The 24,557-nt window shown below is 36.3% G+C and carries 20 protein-coding genes; 14 read left to right on the forward strand and 6 right to left on the reverse strand.

Annotated elements, in window-relative coordinates; all coding sequences use genetic code 11:
- Nucleotides 1–57 precede the first annotated feature (57 nt).
- Nucleotides 58–1,071, reverse strand: coding sequence for a PorP/SprF family type IX secretion system membrane protein (locus DCC35_RS15285; protein ID WP_137091628.1), 1,014 nt, complete (start codon nucleotides 1,069–1,071; stop codon nucleotides 58–60).
- Nucleotides 1,072–1,544: 473 nt separating this feature from the next.
- Here DCC35_RS15285 and DCC35_RS15290 point away from each other — a divergent pair, with 473 nt between their 5' ends.
- Nucleotides 1,545–3,170, forward strand: coding sequence for a CTP synthase (locus DCC35_RS15290; protein WP_137091629.1), 1,626 nt, complete (start codon nucleotides 1,545–1,547; stop codon nucleotides 3,168–3,170).
- Between the two features lie 5 nt (nucleotides 3,171–3,175).
- Entirely contained in the window at nucleotides 3,176–5,074 is a 1,899-nt protein-coding gene (gene yidC, locus DCC35_RS15295; RefSeq protein WP_137091630.1) for a membrane protein insertase YidC, read from the forward strand.
- Nucleotides 5,075–5,504: 430 nt separating this feature from the next.
- On the opposite strand, the gene DCC35_RS15300 is transcribed toward yidC, so the two are convergent.
- Nucleotides 5,505–7,247, reverse strand: coding sequence for an ABC transporter substrate-binding protein (locus DCC35_RS15300; RefSeq protein ID WP_137091631.1), 1,743 nt, complete (start codon nucleotides 7,245–7,247; stop codon nucleotides 5,505–5,507).
- A 252-nt stretch (nucleotides 7,248–7,499) separates the two neighbouring features.
- Here DCC35_RS15300 and DCC35_RS15305 point away from each other — a divergent pair, with 252 nt between their 5' ends.
- The 5 genes from DCC35_RS15305 to lepB are packed head-to-tail and all read left to right on the forward strand — an operon-like array spanning nucleotide 7,500 to nucleotide 12,020.
- On the forward strand, nucleotides 7,500–8,270 hold the full coding sequence (locus DCC35_RS15305; protein WP_137091632.1) for a ParA family protein: 771 nt from the start codon (nucleotides 7,500–7,502) through the stop codon (nucleotides 8,268–8,270).
- 18 nt (nucleotides 8,271–8,288) lie between these two features.
- A complete protein-coding gene (locus DCC35_RS15310; protein ID WP_137091633.1) occupies nucleotides 8,289–9,185 on the forward strand; it encodes a ParB/RepB/Spo0J family partition protein in 897 nt (298 codons plus the stop codon).
- The gene (locus tag DCC35_RS15315; protein ID WP_137091634.1) at nucleotides 9,185–9,805 is read left to right on the forward strand and encodes a DUF5683 domain-containing protein; all 621 of its coding nucleotides are present in this window, start codon (nucleotides 9,185–9,187) and stop codon (nucleotides 9,803–9,805) included. Before DCC35_RS15310 ends, DCC35_RS15315 begins: the two co-directional genes overlap by 1 nt.
- A gap of 23 nt (nucleotides 9,806–9,828) precedes the next feature.
- A complete protein-coding gene (dapB, locus tag DCC35_RS15320) occupies nucleotides 9,829–10,563 on the forward strand; it encodes a 4-hydroxy-tetrahydrodipicolinate reductase (RefSeq protein WP_137091635.1) in 735 nt (244 codons plus the stop codon).
- 23 nt (nucleotides 10,564–10,586) lie between these two features.
- A complete protein-coding gene (gene lepB / locus DCC35_RS15325; protein WP_137091636.1) occupies nucleotides 10,587–12,020 on the forward strand; it encodes a signal peptidase I in 1,434 nt (477 codons plus the stop codon).
- 51 nt (nucleotides 12,021–12,071) lie between these two features.
- Here the strand turns inward: lepB and DCC35_RS15330 are convergent, their stop codons facing one another.
- Nucleotides 12,072–12,734 carry a uracil-DNA glycosylase gene (locus tag DCC35_RS15330; RefSeq protein ID WP_137091637.1) on the reverse strand — a complete coding sequence of 221 codons (663 nt, stop codon included), beginning with the start codon at nucleotides 12,732–12,734 and terminating at the stop codon, nucleotides 12,072–12,074.
- Between the two features lie 105 nt (nucleotides 12,735–12,839).
- On the opposite strand from DCC35_RS15330, the gene apaG reads away from it, so the two are divergent.
- Complete coding sequence (gene apaG, locus DCC35_RS15335) at nucleotides 12,840–13,226, forward strand: Co2+/Mg2+ efflux protein ApaG (protein ID WP_137091638.1); 387 nt, start codon at nucleotides 12,840–12,842, stop codon at nucleotides 13,224–13,226.
- 6 nt (nucleotides 13,227–13,232) lie between these two features.
- Nucleotides 13,233–14,024, forward strand: coding sequence for an O-methyltransferase (locus DCC35_RS15340; protein WP_137091639.1), 792 nt, complete (start codon nucleotides 13,233–13,235; stop codon nucleotides 14,022–14,024).
- Here the strand turns inward: DCC35_RS15340 and DCC35_RS15345 are convergent.
- Nucleotides 14,004–14,600, reverse strand: coding sequence for a methyltransferase domain-containing protein (locus DCC35_RS15345; protein WP_217495856.1), 597 nt, complete (start codon nucleotides 14,598–14,600; stop codon nucleotides 14,004–14,006). The genes DCC35_RS15340 and DCC35_RS15345 overlap by 21 nt on opposite strands.
- A gap of 89 nt (nucleotides 14,601–14,689) precedes the next feature.
- Here DCC35_RS15345 and DCC35_RS15350 point away from each other — a divergent pair, with 89 nt between their 5' ends.
- Complete coding sequence (locus tag DCC35_RS15350; RefSeq protein WP_137091640.1) at nucleotides 14,690–15,649, forward strand: chromosome segregation protein SMC; 960 nt, start codon at nucleotides 14,690–14,692, stop codon at nucleotides 15,647–15,649.
- 75 nt (nucleotides 15,650–15,724) lie between these two features.
- On the opposite strand, the gene DCC35_RS15355 is transcribed toward DCC35_RS15350, so the two are convergent.
- Together DCC35_RS15355 and DCC35_RS15360 are read right to left on the reverse strand one after the other, a co-directional pair.
- Nucleotides 15,725–16,621, reverse strand: coding sequence for an endonuclease/exonuclease/phosphatase family protein (locus DCC35_RS15355; protein WP_137091641.1), 897 nt, complete (start codon nucleotides 16,619–16,621; stop codon nucleotides 15,725–15,727).
- Nucleotides 16,622–16,643: 22 nt separating this feature from the next.
- A complete protein-coding gene (locus DCC35_RS15360; protein ID WP_137091642.1) occupies nucleotides 16,644–17,672 on the reverse strand; it encodes an endonuclease/exonuclease/phosphatase family protein in 1,029 nt (342 codons plus the stop codon).
- A gap of 244 nt (nucleotides 17,673–17,916) precedes the next feature.
- On the opposite strand from DCC35_RS15360, the gene DCC35_RS15365 reads away from it, so the two are divergent.
- The 4 genes from DCC35_RS15365 to DCC35_RS15380 are packed head-to-tail and all read left to right on the forward strand — an operon-like array spanning nucleotide 17,917 to nucleotide 24,555.
- Nucleotides 17,917–20,511: a TonB-dependent receptor gene (locus DCC35_RS15365; protein WP_137091643.1), complete on the forward strand. Its 2,595-nt coding sequence runs from the start codon at nucleotides 17,917–17,919 to the stop codon at nucleotides 20,509–20,511.
- A gap of 14 nt (nucleotides 20,512–20,525) precedes the next feature.
- A complete protein-coding gene (locus tag DCC35_RS15370; protein ID WP_137091644.1) occupies nucleotides 20,526–21,566 on the forward strand; it encodes a hypothetical protein in 1,041 nt (346 codons plus the stop codon).
- A gap of 1 nt (nucleotide 21,567) precedes the next feature.
- Complete coding sequence (locus DCC35_RS15375) at nucleotides 21,568–22,545, forward strand: choice-of-anchor J domain-containing protein (RefSeq protein ID WP_137091645.1); 978 nt, start codon at nucleotides 21,568–21,570, stop codon at nucleotides 22,543–22,545.
- Between the two features lie 27 nt (nucleotides 22,546–22,572).
- Nucleotides 22,573–24,555 (forward strand): DUF5689 domain-containing protein, encoded by a 1,983-nt coding sequence (locus DCC35_RS15380; protein ID WP_137091646.1) that lies wholly within the window; start codon nucleotides 22,573–22,575, stop codon nucleotides 24,553–24,555.
- The last annotated feature ends 2 nt before the right edge of the window (nucleotides 24,556–24,557 follow it).

Below are 24,557 nucleotides of genomic sequence, written 5' to 3' on the forward strand. Positions count from 1 at the left end.
GACTCACTCAATCTTCAAAAGTAGCCTAATACAATGGTATTTTCAAAAATACAGAGATCAGAAGCGTGGACAAGGCATGAATTTTTCCTTTCTGGTGATTTTACCTCTTGAAAAGGTCGGAAAGTCATAGATAACCGATACTTCATGAGATCCTCCGGCACGAGGCCCGAGTTCACTTACTGTAATATCATAAGAATATCCGAAATGGAGTTTGTTTATCTCAATCCCAAACATCAATACCACTGCATCATGATTAATGTTATCTTCTATTTCCTGTTGAATGGGTATGCCTCTATACCAGAAACCAATTTTAATAGGTAAATAATTTAACTGTGCTCCAACATCAAGCTGATCATATCTCCCTTGTTTTCTATAGATAAATGAAGGTAACAATGATACTGGTTCCGCTTGCCTTGATTTGGGCTCCCCTATTTTTAGCTTCACTCCACCATGTACAGTGAGTTTAGCAGGTAGTCTGATATCTTCTCCAGTAAGAGAATAAGAAGGAGAATTCATATGTGATACTGATATACCTCCCCAGAATTGCCTGCTGTAAACCAATAACCCGGTTCCAAAGTCCATAAAAGTTACTGGTCGGATATCCCTGATGATCGGATCACTGGTACCGGGAGTAACATTATCAAAATCCAATTGATCACCAAAAAGTAGTTTTTGGGCATCCAATTGTCGACGGACAACTCCAAAAGATATTCCTGGAGAAAACATTATTTTATCTGAAATCTTCAATTTATAGGAATAATTAAAACTGCCATTAAATGTAGTGAGATTTGCAGATCCCATTTTATCGGCCATCAAAAAAACTCCAAAACCACTATTGAGGTGATCAACAGACTTATCAAATGAAAAAGTATAGGTATTAAAAGCCTGGGATAATCCCGGCCATTGAATTCTGTTTACTAAAGCAACCCTATTTCCCTCCGAAGTTCCGGTAAAACCCGGATTCAGATATAAAGGTGCAGCGTAAAATTGAGAGAGCTGCGGATCCTGGGCATTGGCATTTAATAAACTACCAAGCACAAGAATACTAAAAAATAGTTGTTTCAAGTACATTTTCTTTCAGTTAGCTGGTTGCAGACCTATAAAATAGCTGGTCTTAAAAGTCCGCATACAAAAAGAAAGAATAAATGGATAAAAACCAAATCATCAACCGAAGGAAAACACCCTTTAAAACACTGATTAACAGAAGTTTAAATACAATAAAAACGAAATATACTAAAAACTTACATTGGCTAATTCACTATTAAAAAATCCAATGTTTTAAAGGCAAAATTCAAATAATCGATTAATTTGGATTTATCAAACGATTTAAATTAAATATGATTTCAAAAATATAGCTAGTAAGCATCTTTTATAAATGATAAATTGCTTGAGTATAAACAAGTTAAAATGGTTATTAAATAGCCAGAAAAAATCATATTTTCGGATTTAATAACATAGCACTGCTATTTTATTAATAAATTATCGTTAATTAATTTTTTAACAGTACCTTTGTACCCCGTAAGATTTGGAATCTAAAAAAACTTATGGGCGCAGTTAAATACATCTTCGTTACGGGCGGCGTTACGTCCTCACTTGGTAAAGGAATCATCTCTGCATCGCTTGCGAAGCTACTACAGGCAAGAGGCTATTCAGTCACAATTCAAAAATTCGATCCATACATTAATGTTGATCCGGGTACACTAAACCCGTATGAACATGGAGAATGCTATGTTACGAATGATGGAGCTGAAACAGATCTTGACCTGGGTCATTATGAGAGGTTTCTCAATATACCTACATCACAAGATAATAATGTAACCACCGGACGTATCTATTATAATGTTATAATGAAGGAACGTCGTGGCGATTACCTTGGTAAAACTGTGCAGGTAATCCCTCATATTACTGACGAGATCAAAAAGAATTTTTATAAGCTTGGGGAAAGCGAAGATTATGATTTTATCATTACAGAAATAGGTGGTTGCGTAGGTGATATCGAATCTTTACCATTTCTGGAAGCAGTAAGGCAAGCCAGAATTGAACTAGGAACAAGCAATTTCCTGAATATCCACCTGACTTTAATTCCATTCCTACAGGCTGCTGGTGAATTAAAAACTAAGCCTACCCAGCATTCTGTAAAGCAATTACTTGAAAATGGTATTCAGCCTGATATTTTAGTTTGTCGTTCTGAACAACATTTACCTCAGGATATCAGAAAGAAGCTGGCCCTGTTTTGCAATGTCCAGATCAATAGTGTCATTGAAGCTCTGGATGCAGAGTCGATATATGATGTACCACTATTGATGCGCAAAGAAAAACTGGATGAGCGAGTGTTAAGTAAACTAAAGCTCCCTACCAAAACTCAGCCTGACATTGATCAATGGAAAGAATTCCTTGGTAGACTAAAAAATCCTACTAATGAAGTTCAAATAGCAGTTATCGGGAAATATGTTGAATTGCCTGATGCTTACAAATCTATCAATGAATCATTTGTTCATGGGGGTGCTGAAAACGAATGTAAAGTAAAAGTTCATCATATTTCATCTGAAATTGTTTCTGAAGATAATGTTAAAGAGTATCTCGATGAAATGGACGGGATTCTTGTAGCACCGGGTTTTGGAGAAAGAGGTATAGATGGGAAATTAGCTGCTGTGAAATATGCCAGGGAAAATAAAATTCCTTTCTTTGGTATTTGTCTTGGTATGCAGTGTGCAGTTGTTGAGTTTGCAAGAAACGTAATCGGACTTAACGGTGCTGCCTCTTCAGAAATTGATCCTGAAACCAAATATCCTGTAATTGATCTTATGGAAGATCAAAAAGATATTGAAAATATGGGTGGCACTATGAGATTAGGTGCTTATGCCTGTAAAATTAAAAAGGGTACTAAGGCTTTTAATATTTACCATAAAGCAAATATCGAAGAGCGACACAGACACAGATTCGAGTTCAACAATAAATATCTCGAGCAGTTCGAGAAAAACGGTATGATCGCGTCCGGAATGAACCCGGATAGAAACCTGGTTGAAATTGTCGAATTAAAAGATCACCCCTGGTTTGTGGGCTCTCAATTTCACCCGGAATTAAAAAGTACCGTTTTAAAACCGCATCCTTTATTCACCGGATTCGTTAAGGCGGCTATTGAGTATAAGAAAAATAAGAATAAAGAATAGATATAATGGATAGAAATCAAGCTATAGGGTTAGCCCTCATTGCAGCTATGTTTATCATTTACGTACAGTTCTTCATGGGAGAACCTAAGGTAGATGAAACAGCTGAAAGCACGACTGAACAAGTTGAACAAAAAGCTACTGCAGATCAGGATCAGGAAATATCTGAAGTTGTAGAAGAAGAACCTGAAGAGGAATTAAGTGATTCTGTTAAAGCAGCTTTAGCTAACAACAAATTCGGTTCATTTGCAGGTCTTTCTCAAGGCCAGGAGGAATTTTTTACCCTTGAAAATAATCTTGTAGAAATAAAAATCAGTTCTCAGGGTGCTGTAATTAAATCGGTACGTTTAAAGAACAGGGAAACCTATCTTGGTGAACCTCTTTATTTAATAGATGAAGAAAGTTCAAAGCAATCACTGATAACTGAGCTGGATGGTAAAAAGATTGATCTTTCAGATCTTTATTATACTTCCAACTCACCAAAAATAATGGTTGCAAGTGAGGGAGATACAGCAAAATTAGTTTTTACCGGTGAAGGAGCTGGTGGCAAACAAATAAATATTTCTTACGGACTTGCCCCTGATCAGTTCACAGTTGATTATGGTTTATCTTTTAAAGGAATCAAGAATAAAGGAAAAGATCTGATCATTTCATGGGACAATCATACAAAGCGTCTTGAAAAACAATTAGAAGGTGCAAGGGTTGGTTCAAGACCGGAAACAACAATTAATTATTTCCGAACTGACAATGAGGAATTTAAATCACTAGATGCTTCTTCAACTGATCCTCAGTTTGACACTCTTGCTTCACCAGTAAAATGGTTTAGCATGTCTCAGAAATATTTTTCTGCTGCCTTGATATCTGAAAATGGGTTTTCAAACTCTCAGTTTAAAACCATCACTCCTCCGGAAAGTGACACTACAACTGTAAAAGAACTTTATGCTACGGTTGCTGTTCCTATGAAAAACCTGGAAGGAAATTCACCTGAATTCAAATACTACTTCGGCCCTAATAACTACTATGTTATGCAGGATGTAGCCGGAGCTCCCGAGTTTAAAGAAAACGTTCGTTTTGGATGGAAAATACTTGCCTTCATTAATAAAGGATTAGTACTTCCAATTTTCCACTTCCTGGAAAGATTTACCAGTAATTACGGATTAATAATTTTCATGCTGGTACTGATCATTAAGTTGATGTTATCTCCATTAACTTATAAGTCGTACAAGTCAATGGCGAAAATGAAAGTGTTGAATAACCTTTTAAAGCCAGAGACTGATCAGCTAAAAGAAAAATATGGCGATGACCAGGCGAAGATTCAGCAGGAAACTATGAAACTCTATCAGAAAATGGGTACAAGCCCGTTTGCTGCAATGAGTGGTTGTATTCCAATGATCCTTCAAATGCCGATTCTGTTTGCCCTGTTTAATTTCTTCCCGTTTTCTGTAGAGCTGAGAGGAGAATCATTCTTATGGGCAAAAGACCTTTCGACATACGATAGCATTGCAACTTTGCCATTCACCATTCCTTTTTATGGTGACCACGTATCTCTGTTCACTTTACTTATGACATTGTCAACAGTTTTGATGACGTACACCAACAGCCAGATGAACAGTGCACAGATGCAAGGCCCAATGAAGACAATACAGTACTTTACCCCAGTAATTATTATGTTCGTGCTTAATTCATTCCCTGCAGGACTTACATACTATTACTTCCTTTCAAACATTATTACCTTCGGTCAGCAAACATTGATCAAGAAATTCATGATCGATGACGAGAAAATTGAAAGACAAATCGAAGAGAACAGAAAGCTTAAAGGCGGTAAAAAGTCAAAGTTCCAGGCTAAATTAGAAGAAGCAATGAAAGCCCAGGAATCAAAAGCGAAGAAAAAAGCAAAAAGAAAATAGGAATTCAATTTCTAAATAAATCAAAAAGCCCGGTCGGAAAACTTTCCAACCGGGCTTTTTTTATTCATCTATCGATCCCTCAAAAAAATAATTATTTTCTTTATGTAATATAAAGTCATAATTTGGTTTGGAAGAGATCTGCGATATGGTTCTACTGCGTAATCTTGACTCTTCATTACTTAAAGTAGCATTGCCTATCCTCTATTTTTAATGAGTATCATCAAGTGAATGGCTATAACTGGTCAAGATAATCCTTGTAGGATAGATACACATCAGAAGTCTACATCATCTGATCTCAATATGTTGGTGCTTTATACTCACCGGAGGACCAATACCCCGTACAGTGTTACTTCCTTTACTTTATCTAAATGAAAAAAGCCTGCTTGAAAAATCAAGCAGGCCTTCTCCATGTTAAAATATTTATTAACTGCTATTCAGTAATTACTTCGATATCATCAGAAGAATCTTCTGAACCCTCAGTAGAAGCCTCTAACGTTTCAGGATCCTGGATGTCTACTTTTTCCAGTTTAAGAACGTTCATCGGGTTAGACTGAAGATTTTGGATATTGTCATGAACTAATCTCACAACTTCATCATAGAATAAAACGATAACAGGTGCTTCTTCAACGATGATATTATCCATTTTTTGATATAGATCGAAACGCTTAAATCCATCAGTTGTTTCTTTTGCTACATTGTAAAGGCTATCATAATCCTCATTACTGAAATGAGTTTTATTTGGCCCTGCTGGTGCATAATACTTACTGTAGAACATAGAAAGATAGTTTTCAGCATCAGGGTAGTCACCTAACCATGAACCTCTGAAGAACTTTACTTTACTATTATCAACCATTTCCTGATGTTGAGGAACCTGGTTAATCTGGATATTAACATTAACACCAATGCTGTTCCACTGATTTTTAAGGTATTCGATTATGTCTTTAGATTGAATAGTAGTATAAAGATCAAAAGAAGGATATTCTGAAGCATCGTAACCAGACTTCTTCAATAACTCTTCTGCTTTCTTAGTGTTATACTCATATCCTTTAACTACTTCTGCATCAAACGAAGGAAGTGCGGCAGGAACGATTCCAGAGTTACCAGGACGCCCAAGGTTATTTAACAGACCAGAAACAAGTTCTTCTCTGTTGATTGCATAGTTTAATGCTTTTCTAAAATCTTTATTTAGGAATGGGTGATTTGCATCTTCATAGACAGATTTGTCCATCATGAACCCGATATACTCAGTGTTCAAGTATGGTTCTTTGTAAATCTGGCAATTGTGTTCTTTCTCAAACTCTTCTTTTGGCTCGCCATCTTTATTAAGAATCAAGTCAACTGAAGCAGAAAGAATACCAGAAACGAAGTCTAATTTCCCTTGCTGGAAGGTTAAGAGCTCCTGGTTTTTGTCATTAATAAATGATACTTCAACTGCATCAAGATATGGTAATTGTTTACCATTGATATCTTTTTTCCAGTAGTCCTCGTTTTTCACCATGATAAGAGTGTTATTCTCTTTCCATGTGTTAAGCATAAAAGGGCCTGTACCAACTGGGTTGGTTCTGAAGTCTTTACCATATTTATCAACTGCTTCTTTAGGAACAGGGAAAGTATATGGCATTGTTAAAATTTCAAGGAATGGAGCGAATGGCTCATTTAATGTGATTTCCAATGTGTAATCATCAATTGCTTTTACCCAATCTTCAGCGATTTCACCATTTTCATCTACTTTGATTTTGTCTCTGAATACCCATGCTCCGGTACTGGCAGTCGCCGGATCAAGAATTCTGTTAAAAGAGTAAACAAAATCAGAAGCTTTCAATTCTCTTCCTTCTCCCTCTGGGAAACACTCATTATCATGGAATTTAACACCTTTCTGAATAGTGATTGTGTAAACCAATCCATCATCAGAAATCTTCCATGTATCTGCAAGATTAGGAGCAGTATACAATTCATCAGTAAGTTCAAACAAACCACTGAATAATTGAGTAGTTGCCCAAATATTAGCCTGATTTCTTGCAAATGCAGGATCTAATGAACTAAGACCTTCAGCCTGATTGTATCTAAATACTTTTTTTCCTGACAGGTCATTCTGGCCCTCAACATTATCATCTCCGCCACATGACGCGAATAATACAAGGATCATTAATGAATAGCATAACTTTCTAAGCATAGTTATAAAAATTTTACTCATGGAACTTTAATCTCAAAAATAATTCAGGGGTTAAATATTCACTTATTTTCAATTAAAAACAAATAGAATGCTAATTCATTACTGTCCCTGTAATATTGAGAGTAAATTTGCACAAGAAGATTTTACAAATTATGAAATCCAACCAAAATTGATAATATTTGGAACTTGAATTGAAGACTTTTCGATTCAGCTTTATTTAATTAAATCAAACCTATAATTTATCCTATATTCATGGGCAAAGTTATCGCAATTGCTAACCAAAAAGGTGGGGTAGGAAAAACTACAACAGCCATTAACTTAGCTGCCAGTTTAGCAGCTTTAGACCATAAAACCCTCGTGGTCGATGCAGACCCGCAGGCTAATAGTACTTCAGGCGTTGGAATGGATCCAAAAGCCGTAGAGGTTAGTATTTACGAATGTATGGTCAATGACATAGATGTGGATGAAGCTATCGTCAAGACTGATATTGACTACCTTGACATTCTTCCATCACACATTAACCTGGTAGGTGCTGAAGTAGAAATGGTCGACATTGAAGGCAGGGAAACCAGAATGAGAGAGGCATTGACTAACATCGTTGATAATTACGATTATATTATTATCGATTGCTCTCCATCTCTTGGTCTGATTACTGTAAACGCTATGACAGCAGCAGACTCAGTGATCATCCCCGTACAATGTGAGTACTTCGCTCTGGAAGGATTAGGAAAATTATTAAATACAATTAAAATTATTCAGTCAAGACTAAATCCTGAATTAGAAATCGAGGGTATTTTACTTACAATGTACGATGTAAGGTTAAGACTGTCTAATCAGGTAGTAGAAGAAGTAACCGCACACTTTAAGGAATTAGTATTTAAGACAATAATCCCCAGGAACATCAAGCTTAGTGAATCACCAAGTTTTGGCGTACCGGCGATCATTCACGATGCAGAAAGTAAAGGGGCAATCTCTTACTTGAACCTGGCAAAAGAAATTATTGAGAATAACGTAGAAGCGTAGTAGAAAGGAAGAGGACCGATGAGTAAGTCACCACAGAAAAAAAGAAATGCTTTAGGTAAAGGGTTAGGAGCTCTTTTAGCAGATACTCCTTCACAGGAAAAGAAAGCTGAAATTGTTAAAAAAGCTTCAGGATCCATTAATGAGATCCCTGTATCAGCAATTGAGGTAAACCCATTCCAGCCACGAACAGATTTCGATGAAGATGCATTGAATGAACTGGCTGAGTCTATTAAAATACAAGGCATCATACAACCAATAACGGTCCGTGAGCTTGAAAAAGGGAAATATCAGTTGATTTCCGGTGAAAGAAGAACTCAGGCTTCTAAAATTGCCGGACTGGAAAAAATTCCTGCCTATATCAGAGTCGCTAACGATCAGCAAATGCTGGAAATGGCATTGATCGAAAATATTCAGCGCGAAAATTTAAATGCTATAGAAATTGCCCTTTCTTATCAAAGGTTAATGGCTGAATGTGACCTGAAACAAGAACAACTTGGTGACAGAGTTGGTAAAAACAGAACTACGGTAAATAACTACCTGAGATTATTAAAGCTCCCACCGGATATTCAGGCTGGTTTACGAGATGGGCGAATAAGCATGGGTCATGCGAGAGCATTGATCACGATAGATTCAATCGATCATCAGCTTGATATATATAAGAAGATAGTTCAGGAAGACCTTTCTGTAAGAAAAGTTGAAGAGCTGGTGCGTACTATGAGTCAACCTCAAAAGCCAAAGCTTCAAAAAAATGAAGAGTCTTCTCCGGAGATCAAAAGTATGCAAAACAAGCTTTCAAGCCATTTTGGCACGAAAGTAACTATCAATAGTAAAGATAATAAAAAGGGAATTATCAACATTCCTTTCACAAATCCAGATGATCTTTCGAGAATTCTCGAACTTATTGACGGATTATAATGAAAATAATCAAAATATTTATCATCCTGATCATTGCAGCATCAGGAACATATCACCTACAGGCTCAGGATAAAGATACTCTTTACTCTGAGCCTGTACGGGTTTTATCAGATTCCTCAAAGGTTAAAAGAAAGAAATTATCCAGAAGTGAAAGACTGGACAAGAAATATCAAACCCTTCCGGATCCAAGAAGGGCTGGTCTTTTATCGGCAGTGGTTCCCGGTCTGGGACAGATATACAATAAAAAATATTGGAAGGTTCCGCTGATTTATGGCTTAGCAGCCACAGATATCTACTTTATAGACTGGAACAATGGTCAATATGAAGAATTACTGGGTTTACTTTTCGAACAACAAAACACAGGCAGCAATGAAACAGGTCTGTCTGAAGATCAGCTCATCAACCTTGCTGATGAATACAGAAGAAACAGAGATCTTTTAATCATTCTTGGAGTAGTTTTATACACTTTAAATATAGTAGATGCGCATGTTGATGCTCATTTAATTGAATTTAGAGTAAATAAAAAGTATTTTAATGCCGTTAATATCAAACCTGTCAATTATCAACTCGCCACCGGTGAGTATCAGGCAGGATTTACACTGAGCTTGAAACTCAAATAAACAACAATAAACCCTTTATTAAAGTGAAATTAGCAATAATAGGATACGGCAAAATGGGTAAAACCATTGAAAAAATTGCTCTCGACCGTGGACATGAAATAGTCAATATCGTAGAGGAAAGAGGAGCGAACGTCTTAAAACAATTATCCCAGAACGGTGCAGAAGTTGCTATCGAATTTAGCCAGCCTGAAGCAGCTGCCGAAAATATAAAAGCATGCATTGATCAAAAAGTTAAGGTAGTTTCCGGTACTACAGGATGGCTCGACAAAATGGATGAAATAAAAAAATATGCCAAGCAAAAAGAAGGGACATTTTTTTACGCATCCAATTACAGTGTAGGTGTTAATTTATTTTTCCACCTCAATGAATGGATGGCAAACCTGATGAGCAGATATTCTGATTATAATGTTAAAATGGAGGAGATCCATCATACAGAGAAAAAAGATGCTCCTTCCGGAACTGCAATAACATTGGCTGAGGGAATTGTAAAGAATCACCCGGACATTCAAAACTGGAAACTTTTTGAAGGAGATAACGTTCCTGAAAATTCCCCTGAAAACATTGTCCCTATCCTTAGTAAAAGAATTGATCCCACACCCGGAACACATGAGATCATTTATAAATCTGATATAGATGAAATCTCGATCAAACACACTGCTCATAGCAGAACAGGCTTTGCTCTTGGTGCGGTTCTTGTTGCAGAATGGATTAAAGATAAGCAGGGCATCCTTACCATGAAGGATTTTTTACCACTATAAACTTTTGAAATAATTAGGCGATAATGGGTTATACTACTTTTTTTATTATTCTGGCAGTACTATATATTTTATATAAAGCCGGGCTTTACAAATTATTTGAATTAGCAGGGTTAGAAGGATGGAAATCTATAATTCCACTTTATAATTTAATCGTACTCACCGATTTTGTTGAAAAACCAATGTGGTGGAAGATCCTTGTATTCGTTCCATATATAAATATTATTATCTGGGGAGCTTTGATGATCGAATTCCTTCGAGGATTCAAAAAGGCTACATTCTGGCCTATGGCACTAACCCTCGCAGTTCCGTTTTTCTGCCTTCCGTACCTCGGATTTGTAGAAAAACCCAAGTGGCAGATCTCTCCTAAAGAAGCAAGAGACCTTAAAAAGAAAAAGAAAAACAGAGACTGGGCTGAATCGATTGTTTTTGCAGTATTTGCAGTAACAGTGATGAAATGGGGAGTCCTGGGGGCTTTTACAATTCCTACTTCAAGTATGGAAAACACATTGCTTACAGGAGACTACCTTTTCGTAAGTAAGCTGCATTACGGAGTCAGGACTCCAGAAACTCCATTACAAATACCATTAACTCATAAAAGATTAGGACCGATAAAATCTTATAGTACTCTTTTACAACTACCTCCCATTCAAATCCCTGGATTTAAAGAGGTAGAACGCAATGATATTGTTGTATTTAACTGGCCTCGCGATCTTAACGAAGATGGTGATTTACTACCTGTTGACATGAAGGAATATTATGTTAAAAGGTGCGTGGCAATTGCTGGAGATACATTGGAAATCAGAGAAGCTGAATTGTTTATAAATGGAAAACCTGCATTCAAACCGGAAGACATGCAGCATACTCATATCATTAAAACTAATGGTAAAATATCCCGTGAAACGCTGGATGAATTGGGTATCAATATAGAGGAATTACAGGCTCTTAATTCATACACCTATGTTACCAACATTAGTGACGATGTAGCTGCCAAATTAGAAGCCAATCCAAATGTCGATGAAGTTAAGAAGCATATAGAACAGGAAAACCAGGGTAATGCCAGAATCTTCCCATCTTATTATAGCAATAAATGGAATCAGGATTGGTATGGACCACTAGTAATTCCAAAAAAAGAAATGACCATCAAACTAACGGAGGAAAATCTGTACACCTATGGTCATACAATAGCTGATTATGAAAAGCTAAAGGATGTTGAATTTAATAAAAACGGACTTTTTATTAATGGCAATAAGGTCGAAGAATATACCTTTAAACAGGATTATTACTTCATGATGGGAGATAACAGGCATAATTCTCTCGATTCAAGATTCTGGGGATTTGTTCCTGCTGATCATATCATGGGATATCCTTTATTCATTCACTGGTCTAAAAATCCAAACAAACCAATTTCCAGGGGTTATAGACTGGACAGAATTGGCCTAATTGATCACAGAGAATAATAGCGTTTTTAAATTATTATGAAAGTCCTCAATTAGTTGAGGACTTTTTTATTACCAGTCAATAGGTTCTTTTCCAACTGATTTTAAGTACTGATTTATTTTACTAAAAGGCTTTGAACCAAAAAATCCACGATGGGCACTCAACGGACTTGGATGAGCTGATTTCAAAATGAAATTCTTATCCCTATCTATTAAAGACTCTTTCTTCTCAGCATATTTCCCCCACAAAACAAAAGCAATTCCCGAATAATTCTTCCCCAGGTATTCAATTATCGAATCAGTAAATTCTTCCCACCCCCTCTTTTGATGAGATCCAGCTTCTCCTGCCCTTACTGTCAGAGTAGCATTTAATAAAAGAACTCCTTGTTCTGCCCAATTTTCGAGGTTACCACTAAATGGAATATCCATATCAAGATCAGCTTTTAATTCTTTAAAAATATTGCGAAGACTGGGCGGAAATTTCACCCCGTCATTTACAGAAAAACTCAATCCATGGGCCTGTCCGGGACCATGATAAGGATCCTGGCCAAGAATCACTACTTTGCATTCCGAGGGAGAACATTTATTTAAAGAATTATATATAAGGCTTTTCGGAGGAAAAATTGTGTTATTTCTATATTCGTCTTCTACAAAGTGGATAAGATCTTTATAATAATTTTTATCCATCTCTTTTTTTAAGGCCGAATTCCACTCATTCGTAAGAGGTATTTCCATTTATATCGAAACTTTTATATCAAAATTCAGTTTTACTATTGTATTAATATTTATAATTTTCAAAAAATATTATATTTAATAATAACTAACTATCAAAAAAAACTAATGGTTACTGAAATCACAAAGGGCGTTAAGGTAACAGTTGAAACCGAATATCAACCGGAGTATTCTTCTCCGTCACAATACCATTATGTTTTTACCTACCGAATCACAATAGAGAACAACAGTCAATATACAGTAAAATTACTCAGAAGACACTGGTTTATCCATGACGCTGCCACAGTAGTCAGAGAAGTTGAAGGTGAAGGTGTTGTCGGTCAACAACCTATCATTGAGCCAGGACAGCAACACAAATATGTTAGTGGGTGTAATCTTAAATCAGGTCTCGGTAAAATGTATGGAACCTATCTAATGGAAAAAGTTGTCGATGGAAACGAATTCTTCGTCAACATTCCTGAGTTTTCAATGGTCGCACCATTCAGATTAAATTAATCAACATTGTTTACCAGAATTTATAATGCAGTATTGCATTGGCTGAGGTGTGTCAATGATCACAGCCTTCATTCACCATTTTTATTCAATATTTATAAAAATCTTATCAGGAGAAAATACAGGGATTCTGACTCGATTGATAATTACCTTTCCTCATTAAAAACTAATGAATCCATACTTTTAATAGACGATTATGGGGTCGGAAGCAGCACGTTAAAAAGCAATTCGAGAAGAATAAAAGATATAGCAAAAACCAGCACTTCATCTTTAAGTATCAGAAAAATTATTCGCAATTATATTTTTCAAAATCAGCCTAAATGTATAATAGAATTAGGCACAAACCTTGGAGTAACAACTATGTTGATGGCTGAAAGTTCTTTGGATTATGGAGGTCAGGTTTATAGCTTTGAAGGAAGTAATGCCCTTGCTGAATTAGCCGAAAGATCATTTAAAGACTTTAATTTAGGAAACATTAAAATCATAAAGGGTGATCTGGACTCTACCCTTGATACCACTTTAGCCACTTTAGATGATAAAATAGACTTCGTTTATATGGATGCCAACCATACTTACGAAGCCACTATAAATTATCTGAATTTAATTTACCCCTACTTAAATGAAAACGCTGCGATCCTTATTGGTGATATATATTGGTCAAAGAGCATGAAAAAAGCCTGGAAGGAAATCTGTTCTTCAGGGATGTTTAATACCAAATTAGATTTTTATCATTCCGGCTTAATACTGAAAGGGCCGAATATCCCAGAGGAACATGAAATATTAATGAGCAGGCCTTTGTAAAATCATGAAAAATTCATTTCCCAACCTCGGCTTTATTGAATTATAACAAGGTTCAGCCACTTTGATATCAAATTTATCACTAAACATATTAATATATTCATTCGGATCACCTCCAAAGGGTGGGCCTTTTTCGGTAAGAGGAAAAGTAAACCAAACGCCGGCAAGCTTCCCTCCCGGAACCAATAATTCATATATTTTATCGCGATAGTCATTTCTTTGTTTAGGATCCAGAGCACAAAAAAAGGTTTGTTCCAGTATTAAATCATAATAACCCTCCAATTTAAAAAAATCACCATGTATAAGGTGAGAATCCTCAAAATCAGGACATCTTGTTTTAATATGCTCAAGGGGTTCACGGGCTATATCAATTACATGAACATTTTTAAATCCAGCTTCCTTTAAATAACAAGCCTCATAACCATTGCCCACTCCGGGAATTAATATTGTTTTGAATTTATCTAATAATTGATCTACATATTCAGTGATTGGAGGAGATGGATACCCTATATCCCAACCTGTTAAGCCTTTTTCCCATCGTTCCTGCCAGTAAAATTCATTCATTTTATTATTTTGCATGTTTAAGTTTTATTTTACCTTTATAGCGGCAAAAAAATACGAATTTCTATTTGTTTGCGTTGAACAACAAAATTAACTGAAAACAGTATATGAGCGAAGATAAGAAAACCCAGGGAACTCCGACACCTGGAAACCAGCCTCCTAAGAAAGAAAAAGAAGGTACTAACAAAACGGTGATCACTGTTCTGATCGGTGTTCTATTTGCAATTAATTTGTTACTGGGATATTTGTGGTGGCAAGATAACCAGGATTACCAGAAGCAAGAAAGTGCAATGCAATCAGAAATTTCAGCACAAGTTAAAAAGCTCGATGAATTGAGCGTCGAGCTGGAAGAAAAGATTGCTACAATAGAAAGACTTGGTGGTGACGTAGAAGAACTGAAAAAAGTAAAAGCAGAACTCGAAGCCGAAAAAGAAAAATTCAAATCGCAGGCTAATTGGGCAACAACAAATTTAAATCGCCTTAAAAATAAAGTAGAAGGATATGAGGAGCTGCTTGTTCAAAAAGATGAGGAAATAGCAGACCTGAAAGCTATAAACGAAGCCTTATATACAGAAAACACCGATTTAAAAACAGAGAAAGAAAGTCTTAATGATAGTATTGGTGAGCTATCTGAAGTAAGGGAAGAACTGCAGTCAAAGGTTGAAATGGCTTCAAGATTAAAAGCTGAAAATATCACCGTAGCAGCAGTTAACAATCGAGGCAAAGAAAGAGAAGGTGAATTCAGAAACAGGCACGTTGATCAGTTAAAAGTTTCTTTCAACCTGGCTAAAAACGATGTAGCCCCTATTGAAGGTAAAGATATTTTTATCCGTGTAATAGACAATAATGGTCAGGTGATATTCGATGTAGCCAAAGGATCCGGTACTTTTATGTTAAATAATAAAGAGGAGTTTTATACGAGTAAAAAGAACATCCTTTTTGATAATACCAGGCAACAGTTAACCTTTCTTTATGAAAAAGGAAGTGAATACGAAGAAGGTGAGTACCTCGTTGAGATCTGGGCGGAAGATTATATTATTGGAGAAGAAACATTTACCGTTAAATAGCATTTTATAAAACAGTTATAAAAAAAAGGAGTTTGTTTTCACAAGCTCCTTTTTTATTCTTCAATAATGTATCTATTAATTATCCACAATTGTCATTACAGGCATGTGGTCAGAAATATCAAATAAGTATTTTGGATAATTTTCTTTTAAATTCAAAGTCTGGGTATTGACAATATTATCAAAAAGCTCATCAGTGATCAAAATATGATCAATATGGCTTGGGTAAGAAGGGTAACTCCAATATGAACTTGAACCCTGCTCTATAGCCAGGTCGGCAAATTTGTAATCAGCATCTTCTACAAAATTATCAAAAGCACCATTTGAGTCGTTTATTTCTTCGTTAAAATCACCAATTACAAGAACATTATCATTAGGATGCTCTGAATCGAGATATGATTTCAAGCTTGCTGATGCCTGAGTTCTTTTAAATCCACCATCGTTGCAGCACTTCATATGAAGATTGATCACTCTTGAGGTATTTCCATTCGTATGAGTGACCTCAATCATAATGGGCGGTCTGCCTGCAAAATAATTCACATCAGCAGTCAGAATTGAACTAACATTTGAAACAGACGAAAACGATTCTGTTTTCCACAGAAAGGCAAGATTTAATCCTGCAGCATTCGAAACAACTTTACCTTCCCATCCAGTCAATAAATTATCAAGCCTGTTAAACTCACTAATATCATATATTTCCTGGAAACCAATCAAGTCTACATCCAAAGAATCAATCATTCTGGCAACCTGGTCAACTACCTCTGGATCGTTATCAAGAGGGAAAAATTCCAGATTCCACGTCATGACCTCCAGAGTAGTATCTGTAGCTAGTGTAGGCCCATCAACAGGTAATTCATAATCATCATCATCATCTTCTTTTGGGACTGGTTTTACTTTTTCAGATATCTCTTCTTTACAGGAAAATGCAAGAAGAATAAATAACAGAAATGAAAACTTTTTATAATTAAACACCATATCTAAATTATATCTTAAAAAATTAATTTACTGTATTCGATTTTAATATTATATAAGTTGGTAAATGATCACTATAACCACCATCAAAACGATCGCCAACGAAAGATCGTAAAGGATATCCCGCATAATCGCCTTCCTGTACAAGCATTTTTTCCTGAACATACACCCTGAAAGACTCATCGATATATTTTAATCCCTCAGCGTTATTACTTTCAAGTAATCCCTGACTTATAATGATCTGATCAAAAAGATTCCATGCTCCCCTGTATTTTAAAGTACCATAACCCTTTTTATGAGTAGCAAAAGATGTATTAAATAATTCACCATCATCCAATTTTTCCTTTTTACCTTCAGCCAATAAATATTCAGTTATTGATTTATTATACGGATCATCGTTAAAATCTCCCATAATAATAATTTTTGCCTGAGGATTTTCGTCCTGTAACTCAACAACTTTGGCTCTTAAAACTTTAGCTGCCAGAATCCTTTTATCTTCTTTTCCGCCCCTTCTGGAAGGCCAGTGATTCACAAAAAAATGCAATGTATCGTTATCCATCAATCCTTTAACATATAAAATATCCCTCGTCTTAAAATCAGGATCTTCAGAATCGACAACTGCCAGTTGCTCAGTATAAAAAGGCGTAAATTTTTGAGGATTATACATCAGGGCCACATCAATACCGCGGCCATCTGGTGAATCAAAGTGAACAAGATTATAATTCACCCCATATCTTCTCAAAACAATTGCCAGGTGCTCCATAACTGCACGATTTTCAATTTCACAAACACCAAGAACATCCGGACCGCCATTTACCGAGGCAATAATACTTGCCATATTTCCCAGCTTTTTGAAGTACCTTTCTCTCCCCCATTGCTTATCTCCTCCAGGTAAAAATTCTTCATCTCTTATGTTGGGATCATCAATAGTATCAAACAGATTTTCAAGATTATAAAACGCCACAGTCGACTTAAATGAATCTTGATTCTCTGATTGTGCAACACAGAAATATCCAATAAAGACTAATAAAAAAATGTGTAATGTTTTAGTCATTTTACAAAGTATTTTTTGATTTGCGACCGCAAGAATACTCATAATAGCAGAATAATGTACTATCCAAGTGTTAACAAATTATTAATATTGAATTCTTTTTTTGACAAAAACATATTTAATTTTGCGTTCGCAAATGTAAGAATCGACCAGTTCAAAATATTTTTTGCAAAGCGAAATAACTAACTAACTGAATTTTTAAGCAGCCAACTAAACAATTTAATTTTTAGACAAAACGTCAATCAAAATGAGAAAAATGTTAAGGATCTTTATCCTTATCCTGGGAATGCTTGTGACTACACAAATAAGTGCACAAGAAAGCGCAGTAGTTTCAGGAAAGGTAATCGATGCTGAAAGCAACGAACCATTGATCGGGGTTTCAGTGGTAATCAAAAACTCTACAAAGGGGGTTATCACAGATCTGAATGGAGAATTTAATATCTCTGGATTATCAACAGGCAAAACCACCATTGTTCTAAGCTACATTGGTTATGGTAACAAAGAAATTCCTGCAAATTTAAAAGCAGGGAATAACTCTTTAGGAACTATAGAATTAGCTCAGGATGTTACAACACTAGGTGAGGTTGAAGTATTTGCAGACGTTGTAGTAGACAGAAAAACACCTGTCGCAGCATCTACAATTAAAGCAATTACGATCGATGAGCAACTTGGAGCAATGGCACTACCAGAATTATTAAACTCAACTCCAGGTGTTTATGCTACTAAAGGTAGTGGTGCTTATGGAGATGCGAGAGTAAATATTCGTGGTTTTGAGCAGACTGAAGTACTTTTCATGATCAATGGAGTTCCTCTTAACGACATGGAAAATGGCCGGCTTTACTGGTCAAACTTTGCAGGTTTAAGTGAAATCACAAGAAACATGCAGGTTCAAAGAGGATTGGGTGCTTCTAAACTTGGCTTAAACTCTGTAGGTGGAACAATCAATATTGTTACTAAGCCATCAGAAGAAGAGGCAGGAGGACAGATCGACCTCAGAATGAACTCTGCAACGTGGAACAACCGATATGGTCTGACACTCCACTCAGGAAAATTAGAAGGCGGATGGGCTTTTACGTTCCAGGGTGCCCGCACAACTGGAGACGGTTATAAAAAAGGCGCATACACTGACGCATGGTCATATTTCTTCAATGCTCAAAAAACTATAAATAAGGACCACACTTTAATGTTTACCATTTTTGGTGCTCCGGCTAATTATGGAAGAGCATGGAATACCAGCACAGCTGAATATGAATTAAGAGATGATTACTGGTTCAACCCTTCTGTAGGTTATTACAAAGGTGGATTATATAACAGTTCTCAAGGATATTCTCATAAACCACAAGCAACTGTAAACTGGTTCTGGGACATCAATGATAAAATGTCATTATCAACATCAGCTTATGTATCACTTGCGAGAGCATATGGTACCAGTATAAGAAGATCTAGTGATGCTCCATCAGTACCACGCGATAATGATGGATACATTGATTTCGCATTAATCGATGAGAGAAACAGGGAGAATGAGCAAACGGTAGACAATGTTTATGGAACAAGCAACAGCATTACAGGAGCTCAATCTTTATATTATCTTGAAGGAAGACACAACAACCATAACTGGATCGGTGCAATTTCTAACCTTAACTGGGATGTTTCTGATGCAGGAAACCTGGTATTAGGTATTGATGTCAGAACCTACAAAGCACTTCACTACGCTTCTGTTGAAGATTTGTTAGGTGGTGAGTTTTTTGTAGATAGCTTCAACGGAACGGATAACAACATTCTGAATCCAAATAATGCTGCCAGAATAGGTGACAAAGTAAATTACAACTATGATGGTCACGTAAAATGGGGCGCAGCTTTTGGTCAGTATGAGCACGACTTTGGTAAGTTAAATGCTTTTGTCTCTGTGAATGTTAGCCGTAGCCAAATGTTCAGATACGGGAACTTCTGGAGTGGGAGCTCTTCAAACATTAATAATAGTTTTGGCAAATCAGATGTGAGAGTTTTCAATAACTACAATGCTAAAGCTGGTTTGAATTACAACATAGATGGAAAGCAAAATATCTTCGTTAACGGAGGTTATATCACCAGGGCTCCATTCCTTAGAAATGCTTTCAGAGACGCAAGATATGCAAATGACTATCTAGAAGGCCTTACTAACGAGAAGATACAAGCTGCAGAGCTGGGATATTCATATCGTACAAGTCGTTTAAGTGCAAATGTTAATGCTTACTGGATCAGATGGAATGATAAAGCATTTACTTATTCAGTATTTGACCAGGAAACTTCAACAAGAACATTCTTTGCTGTAACAGGTCAGGCTCAACAACACATGGGAGTTGAAATGGATGTAAGATTCGAATTATTCCAGGGTCTTGAAGTTACCGGTATGGCTTCTGTAGGAGACTATCAGTATCTAAATGACGTAAACACAGTCCTTACTGATGAGGAAGGAAATTCTGACGAGGTAAATATGTTAATTGGTGGTCTTCCGGTTGGAAACTCCGCTCAAACGACTGGATATCTTGGATTACACTACAAAGGAATTAAGGATTTCTACATCGGAACCCGAATTAACTACTTCGGTAATCTGTATGAAGAATATGATCCAACGGTAGCGATCGGAAATGAAAATGTTGAAGTCAGACAACTTGACGATTATAAAATCATTGACCTTTATGCCGGTTACTATTTCAACATCAATGGCTTTAGAGCAAGAGTTTCTGGTAACATCCACAACCTGTTAGATGAACTTTACATTCGAAGAAGTGATCAGAGATTTAACGGTGAGGACTACGGCTTTGGAATTACTTACAACGCAGGTCTTAATATCTATTTCTAAAAAGGTAAATCAAGATGAAATACTTTAATAAATATAAAATATTCTTTCTCTCTTTATTCGCAATATCATTTATCGCGTGTGAAGATGAATCAATGAAAGAACAGGTAACAGTAACTTTCGGACCTGAATACAATGCTACAATGAACGAGAGTTCTGATGGTGAAACAAATTCGAAAGAAGTAACAATCAACTTTTCACAAGTCATTGCTAGTGATGCAGCAGTAAACATAAATGTTGATACTGATGCAGAATATGGCATAAACTACATTACTTACCCACCAATGGTTGAGGATGGAAAGCTAACTATCTTTGCAGGGAGAGGAGAAACAACAGCTTCTTTTACTGTAACATCACTTTATGATGGTCAATTCACAGGAGGTAGTGAATTATCTTTCAGCCTTGATCAATTTAATGGCGAGTTCAAATCAGCTGCAGGAGATGATTATAACCTAACAATTTATGATGCTGATACTCCTCCGGTAATTACTGTAATTGATTTTAATGAATATGGAAACTATGAAGTTCCTGGTTCTCCATTTACAGTTGAATTCGTTCCCGGATTTAAAACAGATCGAGGATGGCAAACAAGAGCAACTTTTGGGTTTGAAGATACTCCCGGAGTTCAGGCAAGTGCTTTTGGTGGAGATCCCGGAACAGATAATGCATGGATGATACTTGATCTTACCCAGGTACAAAGAGAAAGCAATTCTGAAAACCTCGATCCGTCAGCTCTAAATTCTCTTGTTCTTTCTATGGTTGTAGAGAGTTATTTTGATGGGAGTGGTGAATTGGAAATGAAATATTCAACTACCTATCCTGGTTCAGGAAATCCGGAAGACTACGACTGGACAATGGTTAATGAATTCAATCAGAACCTTCCTGAAAAAGGCTCAGGTTCAGCAAATGCACCTGACGGATACTGGAAAGAAGTTTCTGCAAACCTTTCTGATGCTCTTGGAAGTGATCAGCTATATATCGCATTTCATTTTTACAATGCGTCAAGTGCTAATTCAGTTTCTTACACAATTGATAATCTTGAAATAAGAGGAGAATAAAATGAAATTATCAAAAAATATATTAAGTGCTATCGCAGGGTTAGTATTCTTAGGCGGATTAGCTTCTTGTGAAGAAGAACAGCCTTTTGATATTACAACTAAAATTGGTTTTGCATCCCCTTCATATGCTATAGAAGAAGGACAATCGCAGGGTGTTTTACTTTATGTAAATGATCAGGGTCCAAAAGCCGGATCAGTATCAGTAGAAATCATACCTCTTTCAGCAGAATATGAATATGGAGTTGATTTTGTGACTATTCCAGCGGCTGTTAATAACGTTGTGACATTTGATTTTTCGGATGAAACACCAAATTTCCAATTTGTCAGCCTGGACGATGAAGTGGAAGAAGAAAACTCTACAGTTCTGTTTAATATTTTAAATGAAGGAACTGATTTCACATTAGGACAAACAGGAGTGATTTCAACACAGATTTCTATCGCTGATAATGACGAATCTACTGTAGAAGTAAATCGTTTTTATGATTTTAATGATCAGACAGAACAATACGGTATACCTGCAGAATTCACTGAAGTAATCATTGATGGATTTAAAACAGATCGTGGTTGGGGATTACGTGATTATGGCGTCGATGGATCATGGGCTGTAAATGCTTCAGGGTATGGTGGTGATGAAGGAACAGAAAATGCGTGGTTAATCAATGATGCCATGACATTATCAGGTCAATCTACTGCTCAAATTTCATTTGAAATATTCAGTAATTATTCAGGCCCTGGAAGAATAAAAGTGCTTTACAGTACTGATTACACTTCCGGAAGCCCTGAAAGTGCAACCTGGGTTGAATTAACAGATTACGATGCCCAGGCACCTGAAGCAGGATCCAGAACATGGACACCAATAAACCTTGACGTTCAGGGACTGAATGCTGACAAATTTGTTCTGGCATTCCAGTTTATTGAAGCAACATCATCTGCTTCATCTTCATGGGTGATTGATAACCTGTCAATTAATTTGAATTAATATTTATCAACAATCAATAAATTTAAAATGAGAAATCTCAAACACATTTTTACACTTATCATGGCGGTAGCCATTATGATTGGCTGTAAAGAAGAAGAAGCTCCGGTAATACCAGTAGCAGACTTTGTGTCTTCTACATCAATGGTAATGGAAAATTCTACAGGAGGAACAACGATCAGAATCAACCTTGATCCTGAAGCAGGACAAGCTGGTGAGGTGGTAGTTTCCCTTACTCCGGGAGTCAACACAACTATGGATGATTTCACAACTACTCCATCAGCAGTTGATGGAGAAATTATTCTTCCTTTTGACCAGGGGGCGACATCAGTATCATTCACTGTAAGACCAGTTGACAATGATGTTAGAAATGAAGATTTAAGTATATCATTTGCATTAAGCTCAAACTCTTCTCAGGTACAAATGGGTGAAACTATGGAGCACTCATTAACTATCCAGGATGATGAGCCGGAACTTACTATAGTTTCTTTATCAGATCTTAGATCAGTATATGCAAATGACGCAGATAATGATTCAACTTTTGTTGAAGACGTTTACATTGGTGGAGTAGTAATTTCAACTAATGACAACGTAACAAGTAAAAACGTTTTCATTCAGGATCACACAGGAGGTATTGCTCTAAGATTTCAGAGTGATAACACATTAACTCTTGGAGATACTGTTTCAGTAAACATTAATGGAGGTACACTTTCAGATTTCAATGGACTTGTTCAGGTTAACAACCTTCCAAATGCAAATGCAACATCTGAAGGAGCTGGAGTAATGCCAACACCTGCTGTAATCACAATTGAAGAATTAAACTCAGATGCTTACCAAAGTACACTTGTAACTGTACAGGATGTTTACTTTGAAGGTGCTGACGGAACTTCTACTGTAGCTGGAAATACTACTTTTTCAGATGGAGTTAATACTGCTCCTATGAGAGTTGAAAACTATGCTCCGTTTAGTAGTACAGCAATCCCTTATGGCCAAGGTAATTTATCAGGAGTAGCGGGAATCTATTATTCTCCTCAGTTGATTCCAATTTCAGCATCAGATATCTTTGAAAGTAATCCTAGTTCAGAAATAACAGTAACTTCTTCTATTTCTGATTTCGGAACCGTAATAACCAACCAGGTTTCAGCTTCTCAATCATTTACTGTTTCTGGAACTACTTTAATAGGCGACATTACGATCGAAGCTCCAAATAATTTCGAAGTTTCTTTAACAGATGTTAATGAGGGCTTTACTAATCAGGTAACTGTTACAAAAGAAGATGCAGAGGCAGGAGAAGTAACTGTTTTTGTAAGGTTCGCACCTAACACCGCACTTAATCAGGTATTAACTGGAGAAATCGCTATTTCTACCCCAGGTGCTGTAAGCAAATCAATTGCTGTAAGCGGTACTGAAGAAAGTAGGTTTAACACCATCGCATTTACTTCTTTTGAAGAAGGAACTACCAATTCAGGTCGTTATACTGACACATTTGATCCATTAACTGACCATGACCTTATTAATAATGATACTGAGCCATTTGTTGATTATGATGGTTCAGGAAACGAAATGGCTATTGATGCTTATTATTTTAATACGCTAGACAGTGATGGTCTTACTGATGGAGACTACGTTGGTTTTACAAGTTACACTGGAGCTGTTGGTGAATTCGTAGATGGTAGCCAGGCTTATCAATTAAGTGATACAGATGGAATGGTTCAAGTAACATTTGAAACAATTGATGTATCATCTTATGTTGATTCAAGAGTATCATTTTCATATTTCTTAGATGGAACTTTCGGTGAAAATGAATACCTTAAAATCTACGTTGAAACAGGAGATGAAACAATTTCTTTAATCGACACAACTGTTGATGGTTTAGGTGATTTAGGTACCTGGAATGAGTTATCATCTGAATTTAACGGAAAAGCCAGTATCACTTTGGTTGTTGAATTCCAGACTAACGGATCATCAGATGTTTTATATCTTGATAATGTAATTGTTTCGGGAGCAAACTAATC

The organism is Mangrovivirga cuniculi, assembly GCF_005166025.1.
GTDB lineage: Bacteria > Bacteroidota > Bacteroidia > Cytophagales > Cyclobacteriaceae > Mangrovivirga > Mangrovivirga cuniculi.